We start from the raw sequence: 20,218 nt of genomic DNA on the forward strand, positions 1-20,218 counted from the left end.
CGTCAGGTCGGGACGTCGATCAGCGGCTCGTCGGCCACCGGCTTGCGGCGCGGCGGCACCGGTCGCGGCGAGGGCCGCACACCCGGTGACGGGCGGCCGGGCGCCCGTCGCATCGCCGACATCGACGCCTGCTTGAGCGACCAGGGGTTCTCGGCGTGCATCCCGCGGCGCGGCATGCCGTCGCCCTCGGTGAACTCCTCCTCGGTCATCGCCTGCAGCGCACTGAGCGCCACACCGAGGATCGTGGCCGCGCTGATCAGCGTGATCGGCACGATCATCAGCAGCGGCCGGATGCCGCTGACGTGGGTGGAGACGGTCGGGCTGAGCTCGACGGTCATGGCGGCCATGCCGGTGTAGTGCATGCCGCAGACGGCCAGGGCCATCAGACCGGCGGCGCCGGTCATCGGTTGCCAGCCCCGGACGGAGACGGCGAACCACAGCGCGGCTGTCGACGCGACAACGGCGATGACACCGGAGACGACCACCAGGACCGGATCGAAGTGGATCCGGCCGGAGACGTGCAGACCGACCATGCCCGTGTAGTGCATCGCGAGGACACCGAGACCGGTCAGGGTGCCGGCGATCGCGGTCTTGGCGAAGCTGCGCCGGCCGTGGCCGACCACCATCAGCCCGCCGCCGACGGCGACCACCGCCAGGCCCAGGCTGACCATCGTCAGGACGGGGTTGTAGCGCACCGGACTCTGCGGCACGTCGAAGCCGAGCATCGCGGTGAAGTGCATGAGCCAGATGGCGGCGCCACCGATGGAGAATGCGGCGATGATCAGCCAGCGGTTACGGCGGCCCCGGGAACGCGCGCTGCGGGCACGTCCGGTGGAGAGCAGCCCGAGGAACGAGCCGAGCGCCGCGACCAGGAACGCCGCGATCGGGTTGAAGGCTCCGTAGGTGAAGTGATGGACCTCGGCCACTTGCCGTCACACCCTCGCGAATGTCGGGAACAGTTCGCTGAGGATTGAGCCATAAGTCCGATCGAGGACATCGCACGTCGTGTGCGCCCCGTCACCCAAACGGAACCGGGGCCACCGTGTGGCTACCTGCGAGAGGTAGCCACACGGCAGCCCCGGTGCGGTCGTAGTGACCGGTCAGGAAACTGCCGGGGGAGGGCCGGAGGATCAGGTGTTGAAGATGCTGACGCCGCCGGGACCCACGAGGAGGCCGACGATGATCAGCACAACGCCCCAGAGGATCTGCCGCCGGAACAGCGCGAGGATGCCGGCGACCACGAGGATGACTGCGAGAATCCAAAGAAGAAGAGCCATGCAGATCTGATACCCGACCCCCTCAGATCGAAAACCTGTGATGGGCCGCACACCGGCAAAAATTCTGTCCACGTACGACAGCGGCCCTGCCACCGCCTCGGGGGCGGGACAGGGCCGGACGGCCGAATCGGGTCAGACGGTGACGAGACCGGCGTCGACGTCCTCGGACAGCAGCTGGTAGACGTTGTACGCCTGCTTGATGACCGGGTGCGCCACGTTGCGCACCGGCACCCCGCCGGGCGTACGCCCCCGCTCGGTGCCGTGGTGCGCGTGCCCGTGCAGGGCGAGCGCGGTCGGCGCCGAGTCGATGGCCTGCCCCAGCAGGTAGGACCCCAGGAACGGGTAGATCTCGAGCGGCTCACCGACCAGCGTCTCGGGCACCGGCGAGTAGTGCGTCAGGGCCACCAGCGCGTCGCACTCCAGGCTGCGCAGGGCGTCGCCGAGCTTGTCGGCGATCGCCTCGGTGGTGCCGACGAAGTTCTTCATCTCGCGTTCGCCGAACGAGCTCGCGCACGCACCGGCAAAACCGCCGCCGAAGCCCTTCGCCCCGGCGATGCCCAGCCGGTGACCGCGCACCTCCAGGACGACGCCGTCACCCTCGAGCACGGTCATGCCGGAGTCCCGCAGCACGTCCGCGACCTGGTCCTGCTGGTCGCTCTGGTGATCGTGGTTGCCCAGCACCACCACGACGGGCACACCGAGGTCACCGAACTCCTGCGCCATGCACTTGGTCTCCTCGACCGTGCCGTGCCGGGTCAGGTCCCCGGCGATCAGCAGCGCGTCGGCGATGCCGGGCAGCTGTTCCAGTGCGGGCCGGTAACGGCCGAGCACGTCCTTGTCCACGTGGACGTCGCCCACCGCGGCGATCCGGATCATGAAATCTCCTCCACCTCACTGGGCGCCGCGGCGCGCACGATGCCGATGTCGCAGGCGATCTCCACGTCCGGGAAGTTCGCCGTGATCTGCCGGCAGATCTCGTCGCGGCGCTGCGCGCTCTCCACCTCGCCCCCGAGCACCAGCAGGTGTTCCCGGCGGTGCAGGGTGATGCCCTGTTCGGCGGTCGCGCCGTTCTCGGTGAGCAGGCGCTGGATCTCCGCCTCCACGTATTCGTCGAGCTGTGGTGCCATCTCAACCCCCGGCTGTCAGTTGGGCGTCCGCCGGCAACGGGACCACGTCCAGACGGTCCAGCAGCACCAGGAACGCTTCGGCGTACGGCGATTTTGCGGTTTCCGCCCGCACCCGTTCCCAGTCGATCTGCTCGCGCAGCGAACGGGCGACCGGCAGTCCGGTGGCGAAGTCGCAGTAGTGCTGGGTGTAGCTGAGCAGCTTGTGGATCATCAGCTGGGTCGCCGACAGCACCGGCATGTTGATCGCCTCGACCGGCCGCATGACCGTGTCGCGAAGGGTGGCGTCGGTGACCGGCGACTCGACCGGCCGGTAGATCAGGTCCACCATCCGGCCCTCGTCGAACACCTTGACCAGCCAGTCCTCGGGCGGCTGCTCCATCTCGAAGCCGACGGCCGACAGTTCCTCGAGCGCGCGGGCCTTGTCCTGCTCCCGGATGAGGAAGTCGACGTCGTGGTCGCTCGAGTGGCCGCCGTGGGCGTACACCGCGAAGCTGCCGCCGAGCGCGAACGGGATCTCAGCCTGTTTCAGGACGGAGGCCACCCGTTTGAGCGTGTTGACAAGGCCCTCGTCAACCCGGTGCGGCATGGCGGTCTCCCTGCGTCGGTTGTGTGCGTTTGCCACTTCAACGACTACCCGAGCACTCAACCCTTCACACCCGGGCAAAATCACCAGCTTGACCCCATTTTGGTACGCGGGGAGCCCCGTTCACGCCGGAACCGTCCGTGACTGGCCCAGGTACCGTTGGTGGGTATGGTCCCCGACCTCGAATCCCGCCCCGCGCGACAGTCCGGTGTTCCCCGTCTCCGGACGGTGGCGCTGGTCGGCATCGACGGCTCCGGCAAGACCACCCAGGCGCATCTGCTGGCCGAGGGACTGGCCGCCCGCGGTCTCCCGGCGACCTACCGCCGCAACGCCGGTGGTCGTCGCTGGTTCGGCCGGCTCGCCACCACCCTGGGCCGCCGCGACGGTGAAGACCTGCTCGGCCGCAAGGCGATGCTCCTCGTCGAGTCGGTGCTGCGCTGGCTCGCCATCCTGCGGACCCTGCTGCGGCGCAAGGTCACCGGCGAGGTCGCGGTCATGGACCGCTACGCCGTCTGCCAGTACGCGAGCATCCGCGCGCACGCCAAGAACCCGCGGCCGGAGCGCATCAACCGTGCCGAGCGCCGCGCCCGCCTGGCCTATCGCGTCTTCCCGAAACCCGACGTGACGTTTCTGCTCGCGGTCGACCCGGAGATCGCGTACGACCGGATCGAGCGTCGCGGGTACGACCACGAGGAGATGGACTACCTGCGTGCGGCCACCGCGGCGTACGAGGCGCTCCCCGAGCACCGCGACTTTGTCGTCATCGACGCGAACGGCACCCCGGCCGAGGTCGAGCAGGCGTTGCTGCACCACATGCGGACCTGGACGCCGCCGGTCACCACGACGGTGCCGGCGCCCCGGACCGCCGCGCTGGTCTCGCACGCCCGTGCCCTCATCGTCGCCGTGGCAACACTCGCGGCGGCGGCCTCGGTGCTCACGTACCAGCTGGCCGAAGGTTTCTAGGCCCGGCCGTAGACCGGGATGCTCGCACCGCTGGTCGGCGCCGACGCGTCCCCGGCGAGGAAGGCGATCACCTGGGCGATCTCGGCGGGGGTGACCCAGCGCGCGAAGTCCGCGTCCGGCTGGCTCGCCCGGTTGGCCGGGGTGTCGATGACGCTGGGCAGCACGGTGTTGCAGCGCACGCCGCTCTTCTTGTATTCGACGGCCACGGCGTTGGCGAAGGCCAGGACGGCTGCCTTGGCGGTCGCATAACCGGCCGCGCCGGAGAACGGTGCCACCGCCGCACGCGACGCGACGCAGACCACGGAACCGCCACCGGCGGCCACCAGCCGGGGGAGTGCCGCCGCCGTCACCAGGTAGGTCGGGCGCAGATTGGCCCGCAGGATCGCCTCGAAGTCCTCGATCGGTGTCTCGTGCACCAGTCCGCCGCCTGCGTAACCGCCGGCGACGTTGATCACCGCTCGCAGCGGTGCGCCGGTCTCGGCCGCGGCGACGTCCACCGCCGCCTGCACGTCCGCCGCGTCGTCCAGGTCGGCCTCGACCTCGACGATTCCGCCCGGCAGGCGTCCGGTCTTTCCCGGCCGAACCGGGGCCACGACCCGCCAGCCCTGATCTTGCAGGGTCTCGAGGACGGCCCCGCCGAGGCCGCCCGTTCCGCCGGTGACCAGCACGCTGCGCTCCATGAGGAGCACGGTAGCCCTGTGTTTTCGCTCACTATCGGCAGGACTGGCCGGACGGTTGCAACGCCCGGGCCCGAACGGCCGTCATCCATGCGTGGGTCACCCGTGCGGGCGAGTGAACTGGGGCTCGACGTGGCGCATCGTGGCAGGGGCTCCCGCTTCGGTCAGCGGCGGGACCTTTTGCCGTGGCAGTTTGTTTCAAGCCCGGCGGCAACCTGTCGATGCTGGACGTGAACCCAATTGGCTACCTGGCCGTACTGGGTAGTGACGAGCGTCGCAGAGCTTTCCGTGATGCCCGTCGCTGTGACGAATGAGGGGCCGATGGTGTCATGAAGCTCGCGAAGGGTATGCGTCACTGCACGCATCCAACGCGGGGTGCGGCTCCGAATGCCTCTGTAAGAGGGCCTTCCTCAGTAAGTATGCACGCGGCTCTCAGGTGACGCTCAGGCATTCGTGACACTTTCGACCCACCAGCCGGAATCAGCGCAGGCTGTCATCTGTTCATGTAGGTGTCAGCACCGCAATGCACGAACTGCGGACGTTACGGGGAGGGCTGATGGACGCAGGTATTGCCCGTAACAGGGTTAGTGAAGGCAATGAGGGGACCGTGGGCAACGTGGAGAAGAACACCGTGATGCGGACCGACCAGGTCGCCGAGGAGCGCGACCTCGTCGGAGTCTACCTGCACGAAATCTCCCGGACGCCGCTGTTGGATGCTGCCAGGGAGGTCGACCTCTCCAAGGCAATCGAGGCCGGGCTCTACGCCGAGCACCTGCTCGACACCGGCGAGGTCCGTCGCGGCGTCAGCCGGGAGGAGTTGGAGCGACTCGTCACCGAGGGCAAGCGGGCGAAGGATCTCTTCATCCGTGCGAACCTCCGGCTGGTCGTCTCGATCGCCCGCCGCTACGTGCGGTCGGGCATGCCGATGCTCGATCTCATCCAAGAGGGCAACACGGGCCTCGTGCGCGCCGTCGAGAAGTTCGACTACGAGCGTGGCTACAAGTTCTCGACCTACGCCACGTGGTGGGTCCGCCAGGCGATCAGCCGGGCGATCGCCCAGCAGGAGCGCACCGTGCGCCTCCCCGTGCACCTGGTCGAGGACGTCAACCGGATGCGCAACGTCACCCGCCAGCTCGTCCGTGAGCTCGGCGCCGACCCCGAGCCGGCGCAGGTCGCCGCTGCCCTGGGTGTGACGGTCGAGCGCGTCACCGAACTGACCCGCTGGGCCCAGGACACCGTTTCCCTGGACACCCCGGTGGGCGACGACGGCGACACGAACCTCGGCGACCTGGTCGCCGACAGCGACGCGCCGTCGCCGGAAGAGATCGTCCTGACCGCGCTGGAGCGTCAGCGCATCGAGGGCCTGCTGAACCACCTCGACGACCGGTCGGCGGGCATCATGCGCGCCCGGTACGGCCTCGAGGACGGTCGCGAGCACTCGCTGACCGAGGTGGCGTCGCGCTTCTCGCTCTCCCGGGAGCGGATCCGCCAGCTCGAGATCCAGGCGCTGGGCCGGCTGCGTGAGCTCGCCCGCGCCGAAGGCCTCCAGGCCGCGTAACTCCACCACCTACCGACACCAGAAGGCCGGTGCCCCGAGCGGGGACACCGGCCTTTTGCCGTTGCTGTGGCGCCTAGACCCGGCCGTAGCCGTTCGGCGTCATGATGTCGATCGTGCGCTTCTTGACGGGCTGACCCGCGCGGGAGGCGTCGATGATCTGGCCGCCGCCGACATAGATGGCGACGTGGCCGTTGCTGCGGTAGAAGACCAGGTCGCCCGCCTGGAGCTGCGAACGGCTGATCCGTGTTGTCGCGCTGTACTGCGCGGCGGCGTTGTGCGGCAGTGACTTGCCGGCGGCCCGCCAGGCGGCGGAGGTCAGGCCCGAGCAGTCGTAGCCGTTGGGACCGTCGGCGCCGTAGTCGTACATCACGCCGATGGCGTTGTACGCGAACGTCACCGCCTTGCCCGCCGAGCCCGCGATCTTCGGGATGCTGCCTGTGTACTTGCTGCCGGTTTCCGTCGGTGAGCCGTACGCGGCGGTGCGCATCGAGTACAGCTTCTTGAGGTCCGCCTCGATCTTCTTCTTGCGATCGGACAGTTCCTTGACCTCGGCGGCCTGCTTGTCCTGCGTCGCCTTGAGTGCGGCCTGACGCTCGGTGTAGTTCTGCGTCGTCGCGGTGTATTCCGCGATGTCACGGCTGCGGCTGCGCGAGATCTGCTCGAGGATGCTCATCCGGTCCATGAGGTTGTCGGCGCCTTCGAGCACGACGTTCATGGTGCCGACGTTCCCGGTCATGTAGGCCGAGGACGCGAGTGTTTTCATCTGTCCACCGGCGGCCACGAGGGCTGCCTTGGCCGGACCGACCGACTCGGCGAGCTTCTTCTCCTCGGCCTTGGTCTTCTTCAGGCTGAGCTTCATCTTGTTGAACGACTCGACGACGTCCTCGAGCTGGTCGGACGCCTTGTCGATCTTCTTGGTGAGTTCACTCGTCGACGGTGCCGCCTGGGCAGCCGTCACGGTGGTGCCGCTGATCGCGATCGCCAGGGCGGCGACCACGAGAGCGCGCATCGTCGTGCGGGCGTGTGGCAACGTGCGGGCCTTTCTTCCGCTTGTGGCCGCTTACCGGGTTAGCTGTCGGATTCGGGCTCGGAAGAATGCCCTACCGCGCGGACGCGGATTCACCCCGGTGCTGCTTCGGTGGTTCCCCGGTTCGTCATGGCGGAAGTGGCGGCCCTGGGGGATCGGGGCCGTCTTTTCCGCCGGCGAGGATTCAGCGGCGCTGGCCGGTGCCACCGAGGGTGTGGCTGCGGACCGGACCAACCGCATTAACTTATCGGCGCTCGGCATTAACACAAGAGCCGGGAGAGTGACTTGCGCCAATGATCACATATATGTGAATGATCCCGATAACGGGCGGCGACAAAGCCCTTTCAGAGCGTTACTTTTGCCTACTCTGCCATGGCGGGCGGCGTCTGCACCTCGGTGCCGGCCCATTTGCGAGTAACAACCCGTTCTGCCCAGAAAGAGAAGAAGGGGATGGTGCCGGCGAGCATCACCAGCAGCATCCGCCCGAGCGGCCACTTCAGGCGCCGGCTCAGGTCGAAGGTCGCCACGAGGTAGACCATGTAGAGGAAGCCGTGGAAGGGACCCACCGCGGCCACGACCGTGTCGTTGTCACCCACGTATTTCAGGGGCATGCCGATCACGACGAGCACGATGAGGACCACGCCGACGATCCAGGCGATGATCCGGTAACGGGTGAGGGCTCCCTGCACGATCCACGTCCTCTGTCTCAACTGGTCCTGGGGTAATCGCCGGGCCGGGCGCCGGGATGGGCGGCCAGCCAGCTCAGGTAGTCGTTGTACGCCACCAGCTCGGGGTCGTCGTCGGCGGGCGCCGCGGCGGCCACGGGCACGCGGACCGGGCGGCGTACGGTCACCGGTCCGTCTTTCTGCACCGTTGCCTGCTCCGGCTCGCCCGGCTCTTCCTCCGGCACCGCCCGGGAGGCGCGGCGCTCCTGCTGGACCTCGCGGAACCAGATGAAGACGACAAACGCCGCGAACACCGGCCACTCGAAGGTGTAACCCCAGCTGAGGGTGTTGCCGTCGGTGGCGCGGCTGAACTGCCACCAGCCCAGCCCCAGGAACGCGGCGACGAGCACCAGAGCGAGGACGTGGCGCGCGATCCACGCGGGGGTCCACAGCCCTTTCATGGTCCTCAGCGTACCGGCGTGGGTTTGGCGGCAGACGGCTCGGGCAACGCATGCACAGGTACACGTCCGACGACGAGGGGGAGAACCGCCATGACCGACGCCCGGCTCGACTCGGGTGACGACGAGCTCGTCGTCTCCGAGACCGGTATCGATCCTGCGGGGCTGGCCGACGACGACCTGCTGCGCGAGCTGGCCAGTTTGCACCGGACCCGGCTGGACACGTTGCGGCACGGCCCCGATGCGGCACTCTCCAACCACCTGCGGCGCACGGCGGAGCTGGAGACCGAGTACCTGGCCCGGCACCCCGGCCGTGAGGTCGACGCGTCGCGGCTCACGCAGGACTTCTGACAGGGAGAGGAACCCCCCGCATGTTTCCCTCGGTACGCGGTCGGCTGAACCGGCTGCGGCGGGCGTACGCGCCGCACGAGCACCGGCCGCTGGACGGATATCTGGTGACCATGGGCGCGTTCGGTGTGTTGGCCGGGACGCTGGCCACCGCGGCGAAGCTGTCCGGGCGCCCGGTGCCGGAGCGTCCCGCCGCGGCCGACGTCGTGCTGATCTCGATCGCCACGCACAAGCTGAGCCGGCTGATCGCCAAGGACTCGATCACCAGCCCGCTGCGCGCGCCCTTCACCCGGTACGCCGAGCCGGGCGGCAGCGCCGAGGTCAACGAGGAGGTCCGCGACGAGGGCAGCACACTGCGGCACTCGATCGGTGAGCTGGTCAGCTGCCCGTTCTGCCTCGCGGTGTGGGTGGCGACCGGGCTGACCAGCGGGCTGGTTTTTGCGCCCCGGCTGACCCGGCTCGCCGCGACCGTCTTCACCGCCACGGCCGCCTCGGACTTCCTCCAGATGGCCTACTCGCTGGCCAAGGAGGCCGCCGAGGGTGAACCGCAGGAGGACGAGCAGCCGGCCCTCGCGCAGGCCTGAGACGACAGAAAAGCCCCCGGCGAACGCCGGGGGCTTTGTCATGGACGGGTCAGGGCGGGCCTTCGCGGTCCAGGCCTGTCCAGCCGCGAGGGCTCTCGGTCTCACCGTCGTCCTTGCCCTCGGTGATCTCCGGGTCCACGACCGTGTCGGAGTGCTCGCTCGCGAAGTCGCTGTCGCCGTCCGGGACCGCTTCCTCGTCACCGAAGGCGGGCAGGCGTTCGTTCTGCTGCGTCATGTCGCTCCTTGATCGGTTTCCGAGGCTCAGGCTCCCAGGACCCGCAGGGCTTCCGAGGCCTCGTCCTGGGAGTACTCACCCTCGGGGAGTGCGTCGATACGGGTCATTGCGGTCGCCGGGAGGTCCGCCGCGATGGCACCGCGTTGCAGGTCGCCGCTGCTGAGCCGTTCCGTGCTCAGGAAGGCGTCGTCGAGATAGGCGTCGAGTAGCTGCAGGTCATCGCTCACGAGGGTCGGTCTACCCGGCCCCGGTGGTGGCAAACAGTGTGGTCTGGGTCACAAGCTCTACCGGAATCCCCGGGCCCGGCCGACGGTTGGAACGGATGTCGGTGCGATCAGTGTCCCCGGGCCTCACCCTTTGCCTTCGCGGAATACCGTTCGGCTGGAGCCGCGTTGAGCCTTTCGCCGAGAGGCGACCTGCGCACCGACATCCGCATTGGCGCCGTCACCGGGATTCCCGGGGGCGGCGCTTTTGCCGTTCCAGATGCTGGGTACTCGATCTCCCATGAGTGACGATCGGATCGATCAGCGCGCTGCCGACCTGCTGCCGGAGGAGCGCAACCCGGGCAGTTCGGACCCCGGGGCCCAGGCCGCAGCCATCCTCGCGGACTCCGACGAGCGGGAGGAAGACCTGGAAGCGGCGCCGGACTCGTTCCTCGAGCACCGGACGTCGGGGCAGACGGTCACGCCCGGCGAAGGCACCCGGTAGTGGACATGACTTTCGTGTTCACCGATGCGCATGGCAATATCGGGCAGATGTCAGCCCCGCAGCGGAGCTCCGGGCGGCTCGTCTCCCGACGTCTCCCGCCGTCCACCGGCCTCCCGGGCAACCCGTTGACCGCCGGCCCGGCCCGCGTCTCCGGCCTCGGGCGGAGCCGGGGTCCGCTGGCCGCGCCGACCCTGCCGTCCGCCGAGATCACTTCCGGCGAGCTGGCCATCCTGGCGGCCACTCCCGAGGCCCGCAGGACGGCCGGGAGCCGGAAGAGCCGGCGTGGCGCCGAGCGGGCCAAGGCCACCGGTAACGACCGTGCTGCCCGTCCCGTCCGTCGCAGCGGCCCGGTCACCGACACCGGCGGCCGGGTTCGTGGTGTGCCGGCCTCGACCGTGCTGCCCGCCGGTCCACATCCCGTGGAGCTGGCCGGCCTGCTCCACGAGCTGTCCGTACGCCTGCTCGGTGCCGACGACATGCCGCAGGCACTGGACCGGCTCGCTGCCTTTGCCGCCAGTGCCGTGCCCGGTGCTCTGCGCTGCTCGGTCACGCTGATCGGTGAGGGTGGTCCGCCGGTGGTGGCCGCCTCCGGGCCGCGGGCGCAGGCCCTGGACGACCTCCAGTACGCCACCGGTCAGGGTCCCGCTCTCGAAGCGGCCCGCAACCGTGTGCTGGTCACCGCGCAGGAGCTGCAGAACGACCCGCGCTGGCCCGAGCTCGCCGTGTGTGCCCGCGTGGAGGGCGTCCACGGCATCGTCTCGATCCCGCTCGACGTGCAGCGCACCTCGGTGGGCGCCCTGAGCCTCTTCGTCGCCGAGCCGGGTGGCGTCGATCCCGAGCTGTTGCTGACCACGATGGCGCTGGTCAACCAGGCCGAGGTGCTCCTCGGTGAGCTTCGCCGGCGGGAAAGTCTCGCCGAGGGCGCCACCGTCGACCGGGCCGCCGGCGTGATCATCGCGCAGCGGGGCTGCGGTGTGCAGGAGGCCTACGACGTGCTGCGGGAGACGTCGCAGCGCCTCGGCATCGATCGCCGGGCGGTCGCCGAACGGCTTATCGCGGCGGCCGCCCGTAACGCGGAGAGCTGACCCCTACTTCTCGACGTGCTGGACGACCTCGAACTCCAGCAGGCTGGCTCCGGAGGCGACCGGGCGGCTGCGCTCACCGGCGTGAGCTGCCCGGCCCTGACCGGCCGACCAGGCCTGGAAGTCCTCCTCCGTCTCCCAGCGGGTGTAGACGAAGTAGCGCGTCTCGCCGCCGACCGGGCGGAGCAGCTCGAAGGACAGGAACCCCTTCGCGTTCTCCACCGCACCCTGGCGGGCGGCGAAGCGCTGCTCCAGCTGGGGGCCGGCGCCCTCGGGGACCTCGATAGCGTTGATCTTCACGACTGCCATACGACAAAGGGTACGAGCGCGTGCTGCGCCCGTACCCTCTGCTGTGCTCGAAAGCGCTAGCGGGAGCTCTTGGTCTCGACCTCCGGGCCGGCCCCGACCTCACCGGGCACGCCGTCGCTCGCGGCGGCGGCCGCAGCGTCGTCGGCCCGCTGCTGCTGGGCGGACCGCTGCTGGAGCGGCACCTCCGGCAGGAAGAGGACAACGATCAGGCCGATGACCATCACGGCCGCGGCCAGCAGGAAGATCAGCTGGATGCCGTCCGAGAAGCCGACCTTGAACGGGTGCGAGACCACGTCGGAGAGGCGGCCGAGGAACGACGTGTCGCTCAGCGCGTCGCCGCCCTGGGCCCGCTGCAGCGTCTGCAGCTGACTCGGGTCGGCCGCGACGGCGCTCTGGAACGCCGGGGTGCCCTGTGCCTTCTCGTAGGCCGAATTGATCTTGCCGCCGACAACGTTGAACAGCACCGACAGGAAGATCGCGGTGCCGAGCGTGCCACCCATCGACCGGAAGAAGGTCACCGAGCTGGTGGCCACGCCGATCTCCCGCGGCGAGACGGCGTTCTGCACGGCCGTGATCATCGGCTGCATGTTGCCACCCAGGCCGAGACCCATCACGACCATGATCAGCATCGTCTTCCAGAGCGGGGTGTCCGCACCGATCGTGGCGAAGAGGCCCAGCGCGATCAGCATCAGCGAGCTGCCGATGATCGGGAAGATCCGGTAGCGGCCGGTACGGGCGATCAGCTGACCGGCCGTGATCGAGCCGGCCATGATGCCCACCACGAACGGGATCATCTGCAGGCCGGCCTCGGTCGCCGACGAGCCCTTGACGATCTGGAGGTACAGCGGCACGGTCAGCAGGCCACCGAACATGGCCATACCGATGATCGTGCTGGAGATCGAGCCGACCGCGACGGTCCGGTTCTTGAAGAGCCGCAGCGGCAGCAGTGCCTCGTCCTTGTAGGCGCGTTCGGCCAGGATGAAGGCGACGATGCCGATCAGGCCGATCGCGTAACAGGCCAGGGCCCGCGGTGAATCCCAGCCCCAGGTACGGCCCTGCTCGGCCACGGTCAGCAGCGGCACCAGGCCGACGATCAGCGCGACCGCACCCGGCCAGTCGATGCGGTGGTTGGTACGCGTGTGCGGCAGGTGCAGCACGCGGGCCACCACGATCATCGCGGCGATGCCGATCGGGACGTTGAGGTAGAAGATCCAGCGCCAGCCGGTGATGCCGAGGATCGAGTCCTGACCGGCGAAGAAGCCACCGAGCAGCGGGCCGATGACGCTGGCGGTGCCGAACACCGCGAGGAAGAAGCCCTGGTACTTCGCGCGCTCACGGGGCGGCACGATGTCGCCGATGATCGCGAGTGCCATCGACATCAGGCCACCGGCGCCGATGCCCTGGATCGCCCGGAACGCGGCCAGCTCGTACATGCTCTGCGACATGCCGCAGAGGATCGAGCCGACGACGAAGGCGACGATCGCGAAGAGGAAGAAGCCGCGCCGGCCGTAGATGTCGGACAACTTGCCGTAGAGCGGCGTGGAGATCGTCGAGGTGATCAGGAACGCCGTGGTGGCCCAGGCCTGGAGGTCGAAGCCGTTGAGGTCGTCGGCGATCGTCCGGGTCGCCGTGGCCATGATCGTCTGGTCCAGGGCGGCCAGGAACATGCCCATCATCAGGCCGGCGAGGATGGTCAGGATCTGCCGGTGGGTGAATTCCACCGAGGGCCGGCCGGCGGGCGGGCCGCCTGCCGGTCCCGCCTCGGCGGGTGCGGTGGTGCTGGGGTTGCTCACGCGTTCTCCCGTGCTGATACGGCTGGGTCGCTGCGCAGACGCGCCTCGACGGAGCTGTTGAATTCTTCGAACAGGTCGGCGAACGCGGTCACGCGCTCCGCCGGCCAGCCACTCAACGCCTCGCTGAGCAGCGCGTGCCGTGCCTCGTGCAGTTGTCCGCAGGCCGCGAGGCCTGCGTCGGTGACTGCGAGCCGCGACGCGCGGCCGTCGGCCGGATCGGCCTCCCGGCGGGCGAGGCCGGCCTTGACCAGCTGTGCCGCCTGCCGGCTGATGGTGGACGGGTCGGTGCCCTTGAGCTCGGCGAGGTCGGTGACCCGCATCGGCCCCAGGTGCCGCAGCGGGAAGAGCAGCATCAGCGCGGAGAACTCAGCGCCGAGGTCTCCCGCGTTGAGCATGCCCTTGGCCCGTGCGCCGAGCCGGGTGAATCGCACAATCTCCTCGGCGAGACGTCCGGCGGCATCCCCGGGTTCCGGTTTGATCACTCGCTGCACCTCCCATCAAGATGCGTGCAGCGTACAACTTGTTGCTTGGTGAAAGCATTTCCTGAGGGTTAACGGGCGGTGATTGTGGTGCGCATCTCCCAGACGCCGGTCACCAGCGAGCCGGTCTCCTCCAGCGCGGGCGGCACCGGTACGACGTACTCGGCGACCTGCGTGAAGAGCTTGGTGGGGAAGAAGCCGCGGCCGGGGTCACCGACCAGCACCCGCGCACCCTCACGGTTGGCCCGGCGCAGCCGCGCCGTCATCCGATCGGCGACCCGGGCGGTGTAGTAGACGTCGCCCGCCAGGAAGACGTCAGCGGTGATGTCGGCGGTGGCGATGTCCCCGGCGTGAGCCTCGACGACCAGATCGTTCGCCGCGGCGTTGCGGACGGCAGCCTCGACCGCCCGGGGATCGACGTCCAGAGCCGTGACCGCGGACGCGCCGGCCTTGGCCGCCGCGATCGCCGCGACACCCGAACCGGACGCCACGTCGACCACAGTCCGGCCGCGGACCAGCTCGGGCCGGTCGAGGACATAACGGGCCAGTGCCTGCCCGCCCGCCCAGACGAACAGCCAGAACGGCAGCGGCACGTCGGTGCTGAACTCACCGCCGGTCCCGTCGAGCAGACCCACCTTGTCGTCGGCGAGGTGCAGCGAGATCTCCGGAGCCAGGGGTACGGGCAGCAGCGAGGTCGACACCCGGGCGATTCTTCGTGCTTTCTACGCCGGGCGCGCGTTATTTGAGCTGGGTCACATTCGTACGGTCCTTCAGGCGGCCAGCTCCGCGACCAGGTCACCGGCGATGGCGTGTGCGGCCGTCGCGATCGCCTGGCCACGCTCCGTCATCGGGTCCAACCGCAGGGCGCGGTCGGCGAGGTCCAGAGCCCGCCGTGGCTCACCGATTGCTAGCGCGTGACTACCCGCGTCGAGCAGCGTCGTCACCAAGCGGGCGCGGTATCGCTCACGGGCTTCGGCTGCCCACGCCGCGTGGTCGACGTCCTCGAGGAGCGGACGCCCGGCCAGGTGTGCGGCGGCGGTCAGCGGACGCAGGGCACTTCCACCCTGGCGCTTCGCGGCGGCGGCGACGAGCTGATCAAAACGGGCGACGTCGACGCGGACACGCTCGGCCACCAGGGCGTAGCCACCGTTGCACGTCGTGATCACGGAGTCACCCGGATCGCCGGTGGGGTCGAGCTGACGGCGCAAAAGGGACACTTGACCCTCCACCGTGGTCTCCCGGCCGGCCGCGCGCTCTCCCGGCCAGAGCAGTTCGGCCAGCTCCGACCGGTGCAGATCCCCGTGCAGCGCGAGCAGTGCGAGGATGTTCCGGGGTGTGACGCCACCGAAGTCGTCACCGGTCAGGCGTACGCCACGGGTGCGGACCTCGAGCGGGCCGAAGAGCTGGATCTCGTACATGGCGTAAGACCCTGTACGGGTGACGGTCGTGCGACAAGCCTCCGCGGCGGCGTTTAGGACCCCGAAAGCGAGGGGTCTCTTCCACCGAAGATACGAGTTATGGCGACCGCTCGGACTCATCCGGACGGCGGCCGTACCGCGCGATCGGTTTGCCTCGTGACCTCTGTCCGACTGTTGGTACGCCTTGGCTTCCGGCGGCGTACACATAGACTTCCAGCGCTGGCAGATCAGGAGGCGTGAATGGTGGGCGAGGCGATCACGGTGCTCGTGGTTGATGGGCATCAGACGTTCGCCGAGTTGCTCGGCGTGGCGCTGACCGGTCAACCGGAGCTGCGCTATGTCGGTCATGCGCGCACGGGTGAACAGGCAATCAGGCTCGTACAGGAGCTGCGGCCGAACGTGGTTCTGCTCGATCCGGACCTTCCGGACGCGGACGGGATCGCGATCGCGGAGCTCCTGCGGCACCGGCAGCCGGACACCCGGTTTGTCATCCTGACCGCGAACAACGAGTCCGCCCTGGTCGGACGGGCGACGGCGGCCGGCGCCTCCGGGTTCCTGTCGAAGAACGGGCCGCTCGGTGACGTGCTCAACGCGGTGCACACCGCACACGGCGGCGGCATGACGGTGTCCACGGACATCCTCGCGCGGCTGCTGCGCAGCACCACCCCGGTCGTCGGACCGCGGGCTGGAGGGCTGACCGCCCGCGAGCACGAGGTACTGGTGCTGATGGGCTCCGGGCTCGACCCGCGGGCCATCGCCCGGCGGCTCGGCATCAGCGTCCACACGTGCCGCGGCTACGTGAAGGCTGTGCTGGGCAAACTCGGCGCGCACAGCCAGCTGGAGGCGGTCGCGGTCGCTACGCGGCGTGGCCTGCTGAGCCCTGACCGCCATAACGGAGAGTAATTCACTCTCGTACTCATCCGTTAAGCCGCGGCATCCGTACTTCTCGCTGGAGCGCCCCTGAAGATTGCCGGCGCCGGCGCGAGTTGGAGGACATCGCGTGGAACGATCTTACGCCGGTTCGTCCGATGTGTCCGTTGCAGTGGCGGACCTGGTGTCGACCTCGGGTGCCGACTGGGCCAACCGCGACAACGACACACGCCGGCCTGACCCGGCACCCTATCGGCGGCCACCCGCTGTGAACTCGTTCCGTGACAACGCTGATGAGGAAGACATGGCCGACTCCCCGAGTTGGAGTGCGTTCGGTTCGCCCACCACCCCGGCGTCCGCCGCCGCGTACAACTCGGCCGGGGATCCGCCGGAGCCGGAGTACGGTCCCGCGCCGCCGGCCGGGCCCGGTCGCGCCTCGTTCGGCTTCACCGCCGGACCGATCAGCGGCAACCACAACAGCCGGACGTCCCCGACCTCCGGCGCGCCCTTCCTGCCGTCGCAGCGCACGCCCCACCAAGCCCCTTCCTCGTACGCCGAAGCTTCGTACGCCGAAGCACCCGCCCCGTACGCCGAAGCACCCGCGCCGAATGCGGAGGCGCCCGCTTTGTACGCGGACGCGCCTTCGCCGTCGCCTTACGCGGGCGCGCCTTCGCCCTACGGCGCCGATCCTTATCGGGCCGCGCCCGCCCCGCACCCCGTTCGCTCGGTGACGGCGGAGTCGGTGCTGGCGCAGGCCCGTCAGGCCCGGCCGCGACCGGTGGCGCAGGACGAGGAGGGCATCGGTGACTTCATCGGCGGCCCCGGCCGCGAGATCCGGCCGCACCGCGCCGCCCGGCACCCGCATGCCACCGGCGAGCAGACGATCCTGACCAACGAGCCGCCGCGCCGCAGCCGCGGTGTGCTGATCGCCGGTGTGGTGCTGAGCGCCGCGGTCCTGCTCGGTGGCACCGTCGCCGGCGTCTCGTACTTCTCCGGCTCCGACAAGAGCCTGACGTCGGTGCTCGAGCTCGGCGCCGGCACCAAGGCCGAGGACCGTGTCGCGACCGCCGCGCTCGACGGCCGGACGGCCGCGTCGTTCGAGCTGGTCACCGCAGTCACGAAGGTGACGATGCGCAGCGAGGACCTCGGTGACGAGCTCTACCGGATCACGACCGCCGAGGACGCGGGGATCCTGCCCAAGCCCGTCCTCGACCAGGACCTGGTGCAGCTGAACGTCGTGCCCGACGGGGACGGCACCACCGGCGAGGTCGAGGTGGTGCTCTCCTCGCGGGTGGTGTGGAATCTCCGCTTCTCCGGCGCCGCCCAGGAACAACGCATCAACTTCACCGGGGGTGAGATCGGCGGCATCGACCTGGCCGGCGGCTCCCGGATCACCGAGATCGCCCTTCCCGAACCCGCCGGTACGGTGGCACTCAAGGTCACCGGGGCGGTCGACGAACTGGCCCTGACCTCACCGCAGGGCAATCCCGTCCGCGTGAAGATGCAGGGTGGCGCCAAGACGGTGGCGGCGGGCGCGCGCACGCTGCGCGACGTCGAACCGGGCTCGACGCTGACCCCGAAGGACTGGGCCACCAACAACCGGTACGACGTGACGGCCGAGGCCCGGGTCACGCTGCTCTCCGTGGAGAACGTCAAGTAGCGCGACCCGGCCCGTGCCGGATCAGAGAACCCGGAGCCGCACCGTCTGGCTCATGCCCTGGAGCTTGTCGAGGACATCGGCGCTGTAGCTGCCGCTGATGTCCGTGATCAGATATCCGTACTCACCGCGGGTGCTGAGCAGCTGGCCCTCGACGTTGACGCTGTGCTCGGCCAGGATGCTGTTCACCTGGGCCAGGACACCCGGCATGTTCAGGTGCACGTGGATGATCCGGCTCATGTCGGTGGCGGCCGGCAGGGCCACGCTGGGGAGGTTCACGCTCAGCGTGGTGTTGCCCTCCTGCACGAAGTGCACCAGCTTGTTGGCGACGAAGTCACCGATGTCGGACTGCGCCTCCTCGGTGGACCCGCCGATGTGCGGCGTGAGGATGACGTTCGGCAGGCCGCGCAGCTCGGAGACGAACTCGTCGCCGCGACCCTTGGGCTCGGTCGGGAAGACGTCGACGGCGGCGCCGGCCAGGTGTCCGCTGGTCAGCGAGTCACGCAGCGCGACGTGGTCGACCACGATGCCCCGCGACAGGTTGAGGAAGATCGCGCCGTCCCGCATCTTGGCGAACTGCTCGGCACCGAAGAAACCGGCGTTCCCCGGGCGCCCGTCGACGTGCAGCGTGACGACGTCGGAGGTCTCGAGCAGCTCCTCCATGCTGGCGCAGCGCTGAGCGTTGCCCAGGGCCAGCTTGTCGGCGGTGTCGTAGAACGACACGTGCATGCCCAGGTTTTCCGCGAGCACCGACAGCTGGGTGCCGATGTTGCCGTAACCGACGATGCCGAGCCGGCGGCCGCGCACCTCGTGGCTGCCGATCGCGGCCTTGTCCCACACACCCTCGTGCATGAGCGAATTCTTCTCGGTGAGGCGGCGCGTCATCGCGATGATCTCCGCGAGGGCCAGCTCGACCACCGAACGGGTGTTGGAGAAGGGCGCGTTGAAAACCGCGACACCGGCCTGCGACGCACCGGCCAGGTCGATCTGATCGGTACCGATGCAGAACGCGCCGATCGCGACGAGGCTGTCCGCGGCCTCCAGCACCTTCGCGGTGACCTGCGTCTTCGACCGGATGCCGAGCAGATGCACACCCCGGATGCGCTCGATCAGCTCGACCTCGTCGAGGGCGTTGCGGACGGACTCGACCTGGTAACCCGCGGCCTCGAGCCGGGACACCGCGTCCGGGTGAATGCTCTCGAGCAGCAGGACTCGCACCTTGGCTTGGTCGATCATCACTTTCCGTTCCATGTGGGATTTTGACCGTCCGGGCCGCGACACCGGAGCCCAGTTCACCGGCGTCCCAGCCTAATGCCCCGGATTGCCCGGACCCCGGGGGTGTGCCGGACCTCCCATCTGGCGGTCAGCCCGTCACCAGTCGCTCGCGCAGCCACGGCAGCACCGCGTCGGCCTGCGCACGCTGAAAGTCACGCACATGAGGGATGCCCGGGGACGGATGACGGGAGCGTTCCCGGAGATAACCGGTGAAACCCGCGATCACGTCGGCGGCCGCGCGGGGATCGACGCCCGCGAGCACCCGGTCGTCACCGCCGTGGACCAGCACGTTCATCCCCAGGAGGACGGTGTCGAGCCAGTCCGGGCCGATGCTCGCCCAGGCCCAGTCGACAACACGGACGGTGCCGTCCGGGCGTACCAGAAGGTTGTCTGCCCGGATGTCGCAGTGCGCGAGGGTCTCGCCGTGCCGGACCGCCGCCAGGCCCCGATCGGCCGCCCGGCGAAGATCATCGAGGTGGGCCCGGACCCAGAGGTCGAGGTCCGGCGGGGGATCGGCGGCGATCAGGTCCCAGCCGGCGAAGTGCGGCGCGAGGTGATCGGCGGCGTCCGGCAGACCGGTCAGCGGCGGCGGCGTGACCGCCGAGGCAAGGTCACGCAGCGCCCCCGCGGTCGCTGCCACTTCCTCCCCGACCCACGGGGTACGCGGGTGCCGGCCCTCGACATCCTCCAGCACCAGCACGATCCACTCGCCGTCGTCGTAACTGCCCAGCAGGCGGGGGACGGGTGCGTGCCCCGGCATGCGGGCGGTAACGTGCGCCTCGTTGCGGGCCAGCTCGACGGAACGCTCGTTGTGCGAAGTGCTGACCGCTTTCACAAAGGCGCGGCGGCCGTCGCCGAGGACGACACGGTCGGCCGTACCGGGAGAAAAACCGCCGTTCTGGGACACGGCTGCGGTGACCTGACCACCGGCGATCCTCTCGGCCTGCAGCCTGATGTGCCGCGGAAGATCCACCCAGCCGATCCGCGCACCGTACGTCTGGACCATGACCGGCCCTCCCTGCTCGGCCCTGCCCTGCTCGGCCCTGTCCTGCCCTGCTCGGCCGTCCTCTGTGAGGATCCTGGCAGTCCGGCCACTTTTCGGAAACGGACTTCGTCGCACAGGGG

The 20,218-nt window shown here is 69.3% G+C and carries 26 protein-coding genes and 1 riboswitch; of the genes, 8 read left to right on the top strand and 18 right to left on the bottom strand.

Going from position 1 to position 20,218, the window contains the following annotated elements; genetic code table 11:
• Positions 1-2 precede the first annotated feature (2 nt).
• The 5 genes from AFR_RS07135 to AFR_RS07150 all read right to left on the bottom strand — a co-directional run bounded on the left by AFR_RS07135 (position 3) and on the right by AFR_RS07150 (position 2,990).
• A complete protein-coding gene (locus tag AFR_RS07135) occupies positions 3-926 on the bottom strand; it encodes an MHYT domain-containing protein (protein ID WP_023359229.1) in 924 nt (307 codons plus the stop codon).
• A gap of 204 nt (positions 927-1,130) precedes the next feature.
• Positions 1,131-1,277, bottom strand: a complete 147-nt coding sequence (locus AFR_RS47075; RefSeq protein WP_023359230.1) for a GPGG-motif small membrane protein — start codon at positions 1,275-1,277, stop codon at positions 1,131-1,133.
• 132 nt (positions 1,278-1,409) lie between these two features.
• Positions 1,410-2,153: a metallophosphoesterase family protein gene (locus AFR_RS07140; protein ID WP_023359231.1), complete on the bottom strand. Its 744-nt coding sequence runs from the start codon at positions 2,151-2,153 to the stop codon at positions 1,410-1,412.
• The gene (locus tag AFR_RS07145) at positions 2,150-2,404 is read right to left on the bottom strand and encodes a hypothetical protein (RefSeq protein WP_023359232.1); all 255 of its coding nucleotides are present in this window, start codon (positions 2,402-2,404) and stop codon (positions 2,150-2,152) included. Before AFR_RS07145 ends, AFR_RS07140 begins: the two co-directional genes overlap by 4 nt.
• A gap of 1 nt (position 2,405) precedes the next feature.
• On the bottom strand, positions 2,406-2,990 hold the full coding sequence (locus tag AFR_RS07150; RefSeq protein WP_023359233.1) for a nucleotidyltransferase: 585 nt from the start codon (positions 2,988-2,990) through the stop codon (positions 2,406-2,408).
• Between the two features lie 165 nt (positions 2,991-3,155).
• Between AFR_RS07150 and AFR_RS07155 the strand changes: the two genes are divergently transcribed.
• A complete protein-coding gene (locus AFR_RS07155) occupies positions 3,156-3,950 on the top strand; it encodes a dTMP kinase (protein WP_023359234.1) in 795 nt (264 codons plus the stop codon).
• On the opposite strand, the gene AFR_RS07160 is transcribed toward AFR_RS07155, so the two are convergent.
• On the bottom strand, positions 3,947-4,630 hold the full coding sequence (locus AFR_RS07160) for an SDR family NAD(P)-dependent oxidoreductase (RefSeq protein ID WP_041840671.1): 684 nt from the start codon (positions 4,628-4,630) through the stop codon (positions 3,947-3,949). The two genes, AFR_RS07155 and AFR_RS07160, sit on opposite strands and share 4 nt — an antisense overlap.
• Positions 4,631-5,183: 553 nt before the next feature.
• Here AFR_RS07160 and AFR_RS07165 point away from each other — a divergent pair.
• Positions 5,184-6,185, top strand: a complete 1,002-nt coding sequence (locus AFR_RS07165) for a sigma-70 family RNA polymerase sigma factor (RefSeq protein WP_041840672.1) — start codon at positions 5,184-5,186, stop codon at positions 6,183-6,185.
• A 73-nt stretch (positions 6,186-6,258) separates the two neighbouring features.
• Here the strand turns inward: AFR_RS07165 and AFR_RS07170 are convergent, their stop codons facing one another.
• The 3 genes from AFR_RS07170 to AFR_RS07180 all read right to left on the bottom strand — a co-directional run bounded on the left by AFR_RS07170 (position 6,259) and on the right by AFR_RS07180 (position 8,338).
• The gene (locus AFR_RS07170) at positions 6,259-7,194 is read right to left on the bottom strand and encodes a C40 family peptidase (protein WP_041840673.1); all 936 of its coding nucleotides are present in this window, start codon (positions 7,192-7,194) and stop codon (positions 6,259-6,261) included.
• Positions 7,195-7,227: 33 nt separating this feature from the next.
• Positions 7,228-7,366: riboswitch (cyclic di-AMP (ydaO/yuaA leader) on the bottom strand.
• A 208-nt stretch (positions 7,367-7,574) separates the two neighbouring features.
• Complete coding sequence (locus AFR_RS07175) at positions 7,575-7,901, bottom strand: DUF3817 domain-containing protein (RefSeq protein WP_023359238.1); 327 nt, start codon at positions 7,899-7,901, stop codon at positions 7,575-7,577.
• A 17-nt stretch (positions 7,902-7,918) separates the two neighbouring features.
• The gene (locus tag AFR_RS07180) at positions 7,919-8,338 is read right to left on the bottom strand and encodes a hypothetical protein (RefSeq protein WP_023359239.1); all 420 of its coding nucleotides are present in this window, start codon (positions 8,336-8,338) and stop codon (positions 7,919-7,921) included.
• Between the two features lie 90 nt (positions 8,339-8,428).
• Between AFR_RS07180 and AFR_RS07185 the strand changes: the two genes are divergently transcribed.
• Together AFR_RS07185 and AFR_RS07190 are read left to right on the top strand one after the other, a co-directional pair.
• The gene (locus tag AFR_RS07185; RefSeq protein ID WP_023359240.1) at positions 8,429-8,686 is read left to right on the top strand and encodes a DUF6158 family protein; all 258 of its coding nucleotides are present in this window, start codon (positions 8,429-8,431) and stop codon (positions 8,684-8,686) included.
• A 20-nt stretch (positions 8,687-8,706) separates the two neighbouring features.
• Entirely contained in the window at positions 8,707-9,267 is a 561-nt protein-coding gene (locus AFR_RS07190; RefSeq protein WP_023359241.1) for a DUF1360 domain-containing protein, read from the top strand.
• Between the two features lie 49 nt (positions 9,268-9,316).
• On the opposite strand, the gene AFR_RS07195 is transcribed toward AFR_RS07190, so the two are convergent.
• On the bottom strand, positions 9,317-9,502 hold the full coding sequence (locus AFR_RS07195) for a hypothetical protein (RefSeq protein WP_023359242.1): 186 nt from the start codon (positions 9,500-9,502) through the stop codon (positions 9,317-9,319).
• Positions 9,503-9,528: 26 nt separating this feature from the next.
• Positions 9,529-9,729 carry a hypothetical protein gene (locus AFR_RS07200; protein ID WP_023359243.1) on the bottom strand — a complete coding sequence of 67 codons (201 nt, stop codon included), beginning with the start codon at positions 9,727-9,729 and terminating at the stop codon, positions 9,529-9,531.
• 277 nt (positions 9,730-10,006) lie between these two features.
• On the opposite strand from AFR_RS07200, the gene AFR_RS07205 reads away from it, so the two are divergent.
• Both AFR_RS07205 and AFR_RS47665 read left to right on the top strand, forming a co-directional pair.
• Entirely contained in the window at positions 10,007-10,210 is a 204-nt protein-coding gene (locus tag AFR_RS07205; RefSeq protein ID WP_023359244.1) for a hypothetical protein, read from the top strand.
• A 47-nt stretch (positions 10,211-10,257) separates the two neighbouring features.
• Positions 10,258-11,295 (top strand): GAF and ANTAR domain-containing protein, encoded by a 1,038-nt coding sequence (locus AFR_RS47665; protein ID WP_084298340.1) that lies wholly within the window; start codon positions 10,258-10,260, stop codon positions 11,293-11,295.
• 3 nt (positions 11,296-11,298) lie between these two features.
• Here AFR_RS47665 and AFR_RS07215 read toward each other — a convergent pair whose 3' ends face one another.
• The 5 genes from AFR_RS07215 to AFR_RS07235 all read right to left on the bottom strand — a co-directional run bounded on the left by AFR_RS07215 (position 11,299) and on the right by AFR_RS07235 (position 15,291).
• Positions 11,299-11,601 carry an antibiotic biosynthesis monooxygenase family protein gene (locus tag AFR_RS07215; protein ID WP_023359246.1) on the bottom strand — a complete coding sequence of 101 codons (303 nt, stop codon included), beginning with the start codon at positions 11,599-11,601 and terminating at the stop codon, positions 11,299-11,301.
• Positions 11,602-11,657: 56 nt separating this feature from the next.
• Positions 11,658-13,394: an MDR family MFS transporter gene (locus tag AFR_RS07220; RefSeq protein ID WP_023359247.1), complete on the bottom strand. Its 1,737-nt coding sequence runs from the start codon at positions 13,392-13,394 to the stop codon at positions 11,658-11,660.
• Complete coding sequence (locus AFR_RS07225) at positions 13,391-13,876, bottom strand: MarR family winged helix-turn-helix transcriptional regulator (RefSeq protein ID WP_023359248.1); 486 nt, start codon at positions 13,874-13,876, stop codon at positions 13,391-13,393. Before AFR_RS07225 ends, AFR_RS07220 begins: the two co-directional genes overlap by 4 nt.
• A gap of 68 nt (positions 13,877-13,944) precedes the next feature.
• Positions 13,945-14,574, bottom strand: a complete 630-nt coding sequence (locus AFR_RS07230) for a class I SAM-dependent methyltransferase (protein ID WP_023359249.1) — start codon at positions 14,572-14,574, stop codon at positions 13,945-13,947.
• A 69-nt stretch (positions 14,575-14,643) separates the two neighbouring features.
• Complete coding sequence (locus tag AFR_RS07235) at positions 14,644-15,291, bottom strand: AfsR/SARP family transcriptional regulator (protein ID WP_023359250.1); 648 nt, start codon at positions 15,289-15,291, stop codon at positions 14,644-14,646.
• Positions 15,292-15,531: 240 nt separating this feature from the next.
• Between AFR_RS07235 and AFR_RS07240 the strand changes: the two genes are divergently transcribed.
• Positions 15,532-16,194, top strand: coding sequence for a response regulator (locus tag AFR_RS07240; RefSeq protein WP_023359251.1), 663 nt, complete (start codon positions 15,532-15,534; stop codon positions 16,192-16,194).
• A 271-nt stretch (positions 16,195-16,465) separates the two neighbouring features.
• The gene (locus tag AFR_RS43430) at positions 16,466-17,821 is read left to right on the top strand and encodes a hypothetical protein (RefSeq protein WP_148307893.1); all 1,356 of its coding nucleotides are present in this window, start codon (positions 16,466-16,468) and stop codon (positions 17,819-17,821) included.
• 21 nt (positions 17,822-17,842) lie between these two features.
• Here AFR_RS43430 and serA read toward each other — a convergent pair whose 3' ends face one another.
• Both serA and AFR_RS07255 read right to left on the bottom strand, forming a co-directional pair.
• Positions 17,843-19,054 (bottom strand): phosphoglycerate dehydrogenase, encoded by a 1,212-nt coding sequence (gene serA / locus AFR_RS07250; protein WP_023359253.1) that lies wholly within the window; start codon positions 19,052-19,054, stop codon positions 17,843-17,845.
• Between the two features lie 127 nt (positions 19,055-19,181).
• Entirely contained in the window at positions 19,182-20,099 is a 918-nt protein-coding gene (locus tag AFR_RS07255; RefSeq protein ID WP_023359254.1) for a phosphotransferase family protein, read from the bottom strand.
• Between the last annotated feature and the right edge of the window lie 119 nt (positions 20,100-20,218).

The organism is Amorphoplanes friuliensis DSM 7358 (assembly GCF_000494755.1).
Classification (GTDB): Bacteria; Actinomycetota; Actinomycetes; order Mycobacteriales; family Micromonosporaceae; genus Actinoplanes; species Actinoplanes friuliensis.

Coding starts and splice junctions, on each gene's coding strand:
- AFR_RS07195 (WP_023359242.1), bottom strand. CDS start 9,502: ATGACGCAGCAGAACGAACGCCTGCCCGCCTTCGGTGACGAGGAAGCG.
- serA (WP_023359253.1), bottom strand. CDS start 19,054: ATGATCGACCAAGCCAAGGTGCGAGTCCTGCTGCTCGAGAGCATTCAC.
- AFR_RS07190 (WP_023359241.1), top strand. CDS start 8,707: ATGTTTCCCTCGGTACGCGGTCGGCTGAACCGGCTGCGGCGGGCGTAC.
- AFR_RS07160 (WP_041840671.1), bottom strand. CDS start 4,630: ATGGAGCGCAGCGTGCTGGTCACCGGCGGAACGGGCGGCCTCGGCGGG.
- AFR_RS07240 (WP_023359251.1), top strand. CDS start 15,532: ATGGTGGGCGAGGCGATCACGGTGCTCGTGGTTGATGGGCATCAGACG.
- AFR_RS43430 (WP_148307893.1), top strand. CDS start 16,466: ATGGCCGACTCCCCGAGTTGGAGTGCGTTCGGTTCGCCCACCACCCCG.
- AFR_RS07165 (WP_041840672.1), top strand. CDS start 5,184: ATGGACGCAGGTATTGCCCGTAACAGGGTTAGTGAAGGCAATGAGGGG.
- AFR_RS47075 (WP_023359230.1), bottom strand. CDS start 1,277: ATGGCTCTTCTTCTTTGGATTCTCGCAGTCATCCTCGTGGTCGCCGGC.
- AFR_RS07215 (WP_023359246.1), bottom strand. CDS start 11,601: ATGGCAGTCGTGAAGATCAACGCTATCGAGGTCCCCGAGGGCGCCGGC.
- AFR_RS07205 (WP_023359244.1), top strand. CDS start 10,007: ATGAGTGACGATCGGATCGATCAGCGCGCTGCCGACCTGCTGCCGGAG.
- AFR_RS07180 (WP_023359239.1), bottom strand. CDS start 8,338: ATGAAAGGGCTGTGGACCCCCGCGTGGATCGCGCGCCACGTCCTCGCT.
- AFR_RS07170 (WP_041840673.1), bottom strand. CDS start 7,194: ATGCGCGCTCTCGTGGTCGCCGCCCTGGCGATCGCGATCAGCGGCACC.
- AFR_RS07155 (WP_023359234.1), top strand. CDS start 3,156: ATGGTCCCCGACCTCGAATCCCGCCCCGCGCGACAGTCCGGTGTTCCC.
- AFR_RS07145 (WP_023359232.1), bottom strand. CDS start 2,404: ATGGCACCACAGCTCGACGAATACGTGGAGGCGGAGATCCAGCGCCTG.
- AFR_RS07185 (WP_023359240.1), top strand. CDS start 8,429: ATGACCGACGCCCGGCTCGACTCGGGTGACGACGAGCTCGTCGTCTCC.
- AFR_RS07235 (WP_023359250.1), bottom strand. CDS start 15,291: ATGTACGAGATCCAGCTCTTCGGCCCGCTCGAGGTCCGCACCCGTGGC.
- AFR_RS47665 (WP_084298340.1), top strand. CDS start 10,258: ATGTCAGCCCCGCAGCGGAGCTCCGGGCGGCTCGTCTCCCGACGTCTC.
- AFR_RS07150 (WP_023359233.1), bottom strand. CDS start 2,990: ATGCCGCACCGGGTTGACGAGGGCCTTGTCAACACGCTCAAACGGGTG.
- AFR_RS07140 (WP_023359231.1), bottom strand. CDS start 2,153: ATGATCCGGATCGCCGCGGTGGGCGACGTCCACGTGGACAAGGACGTG.
- AFR_RS07255 (WP_023359254.1), bottom strand. CDS start 20,099: ATGGTCCAGACGTACGGTGCGCGGATCGGCTGGGTGGATCTTCCGCGG.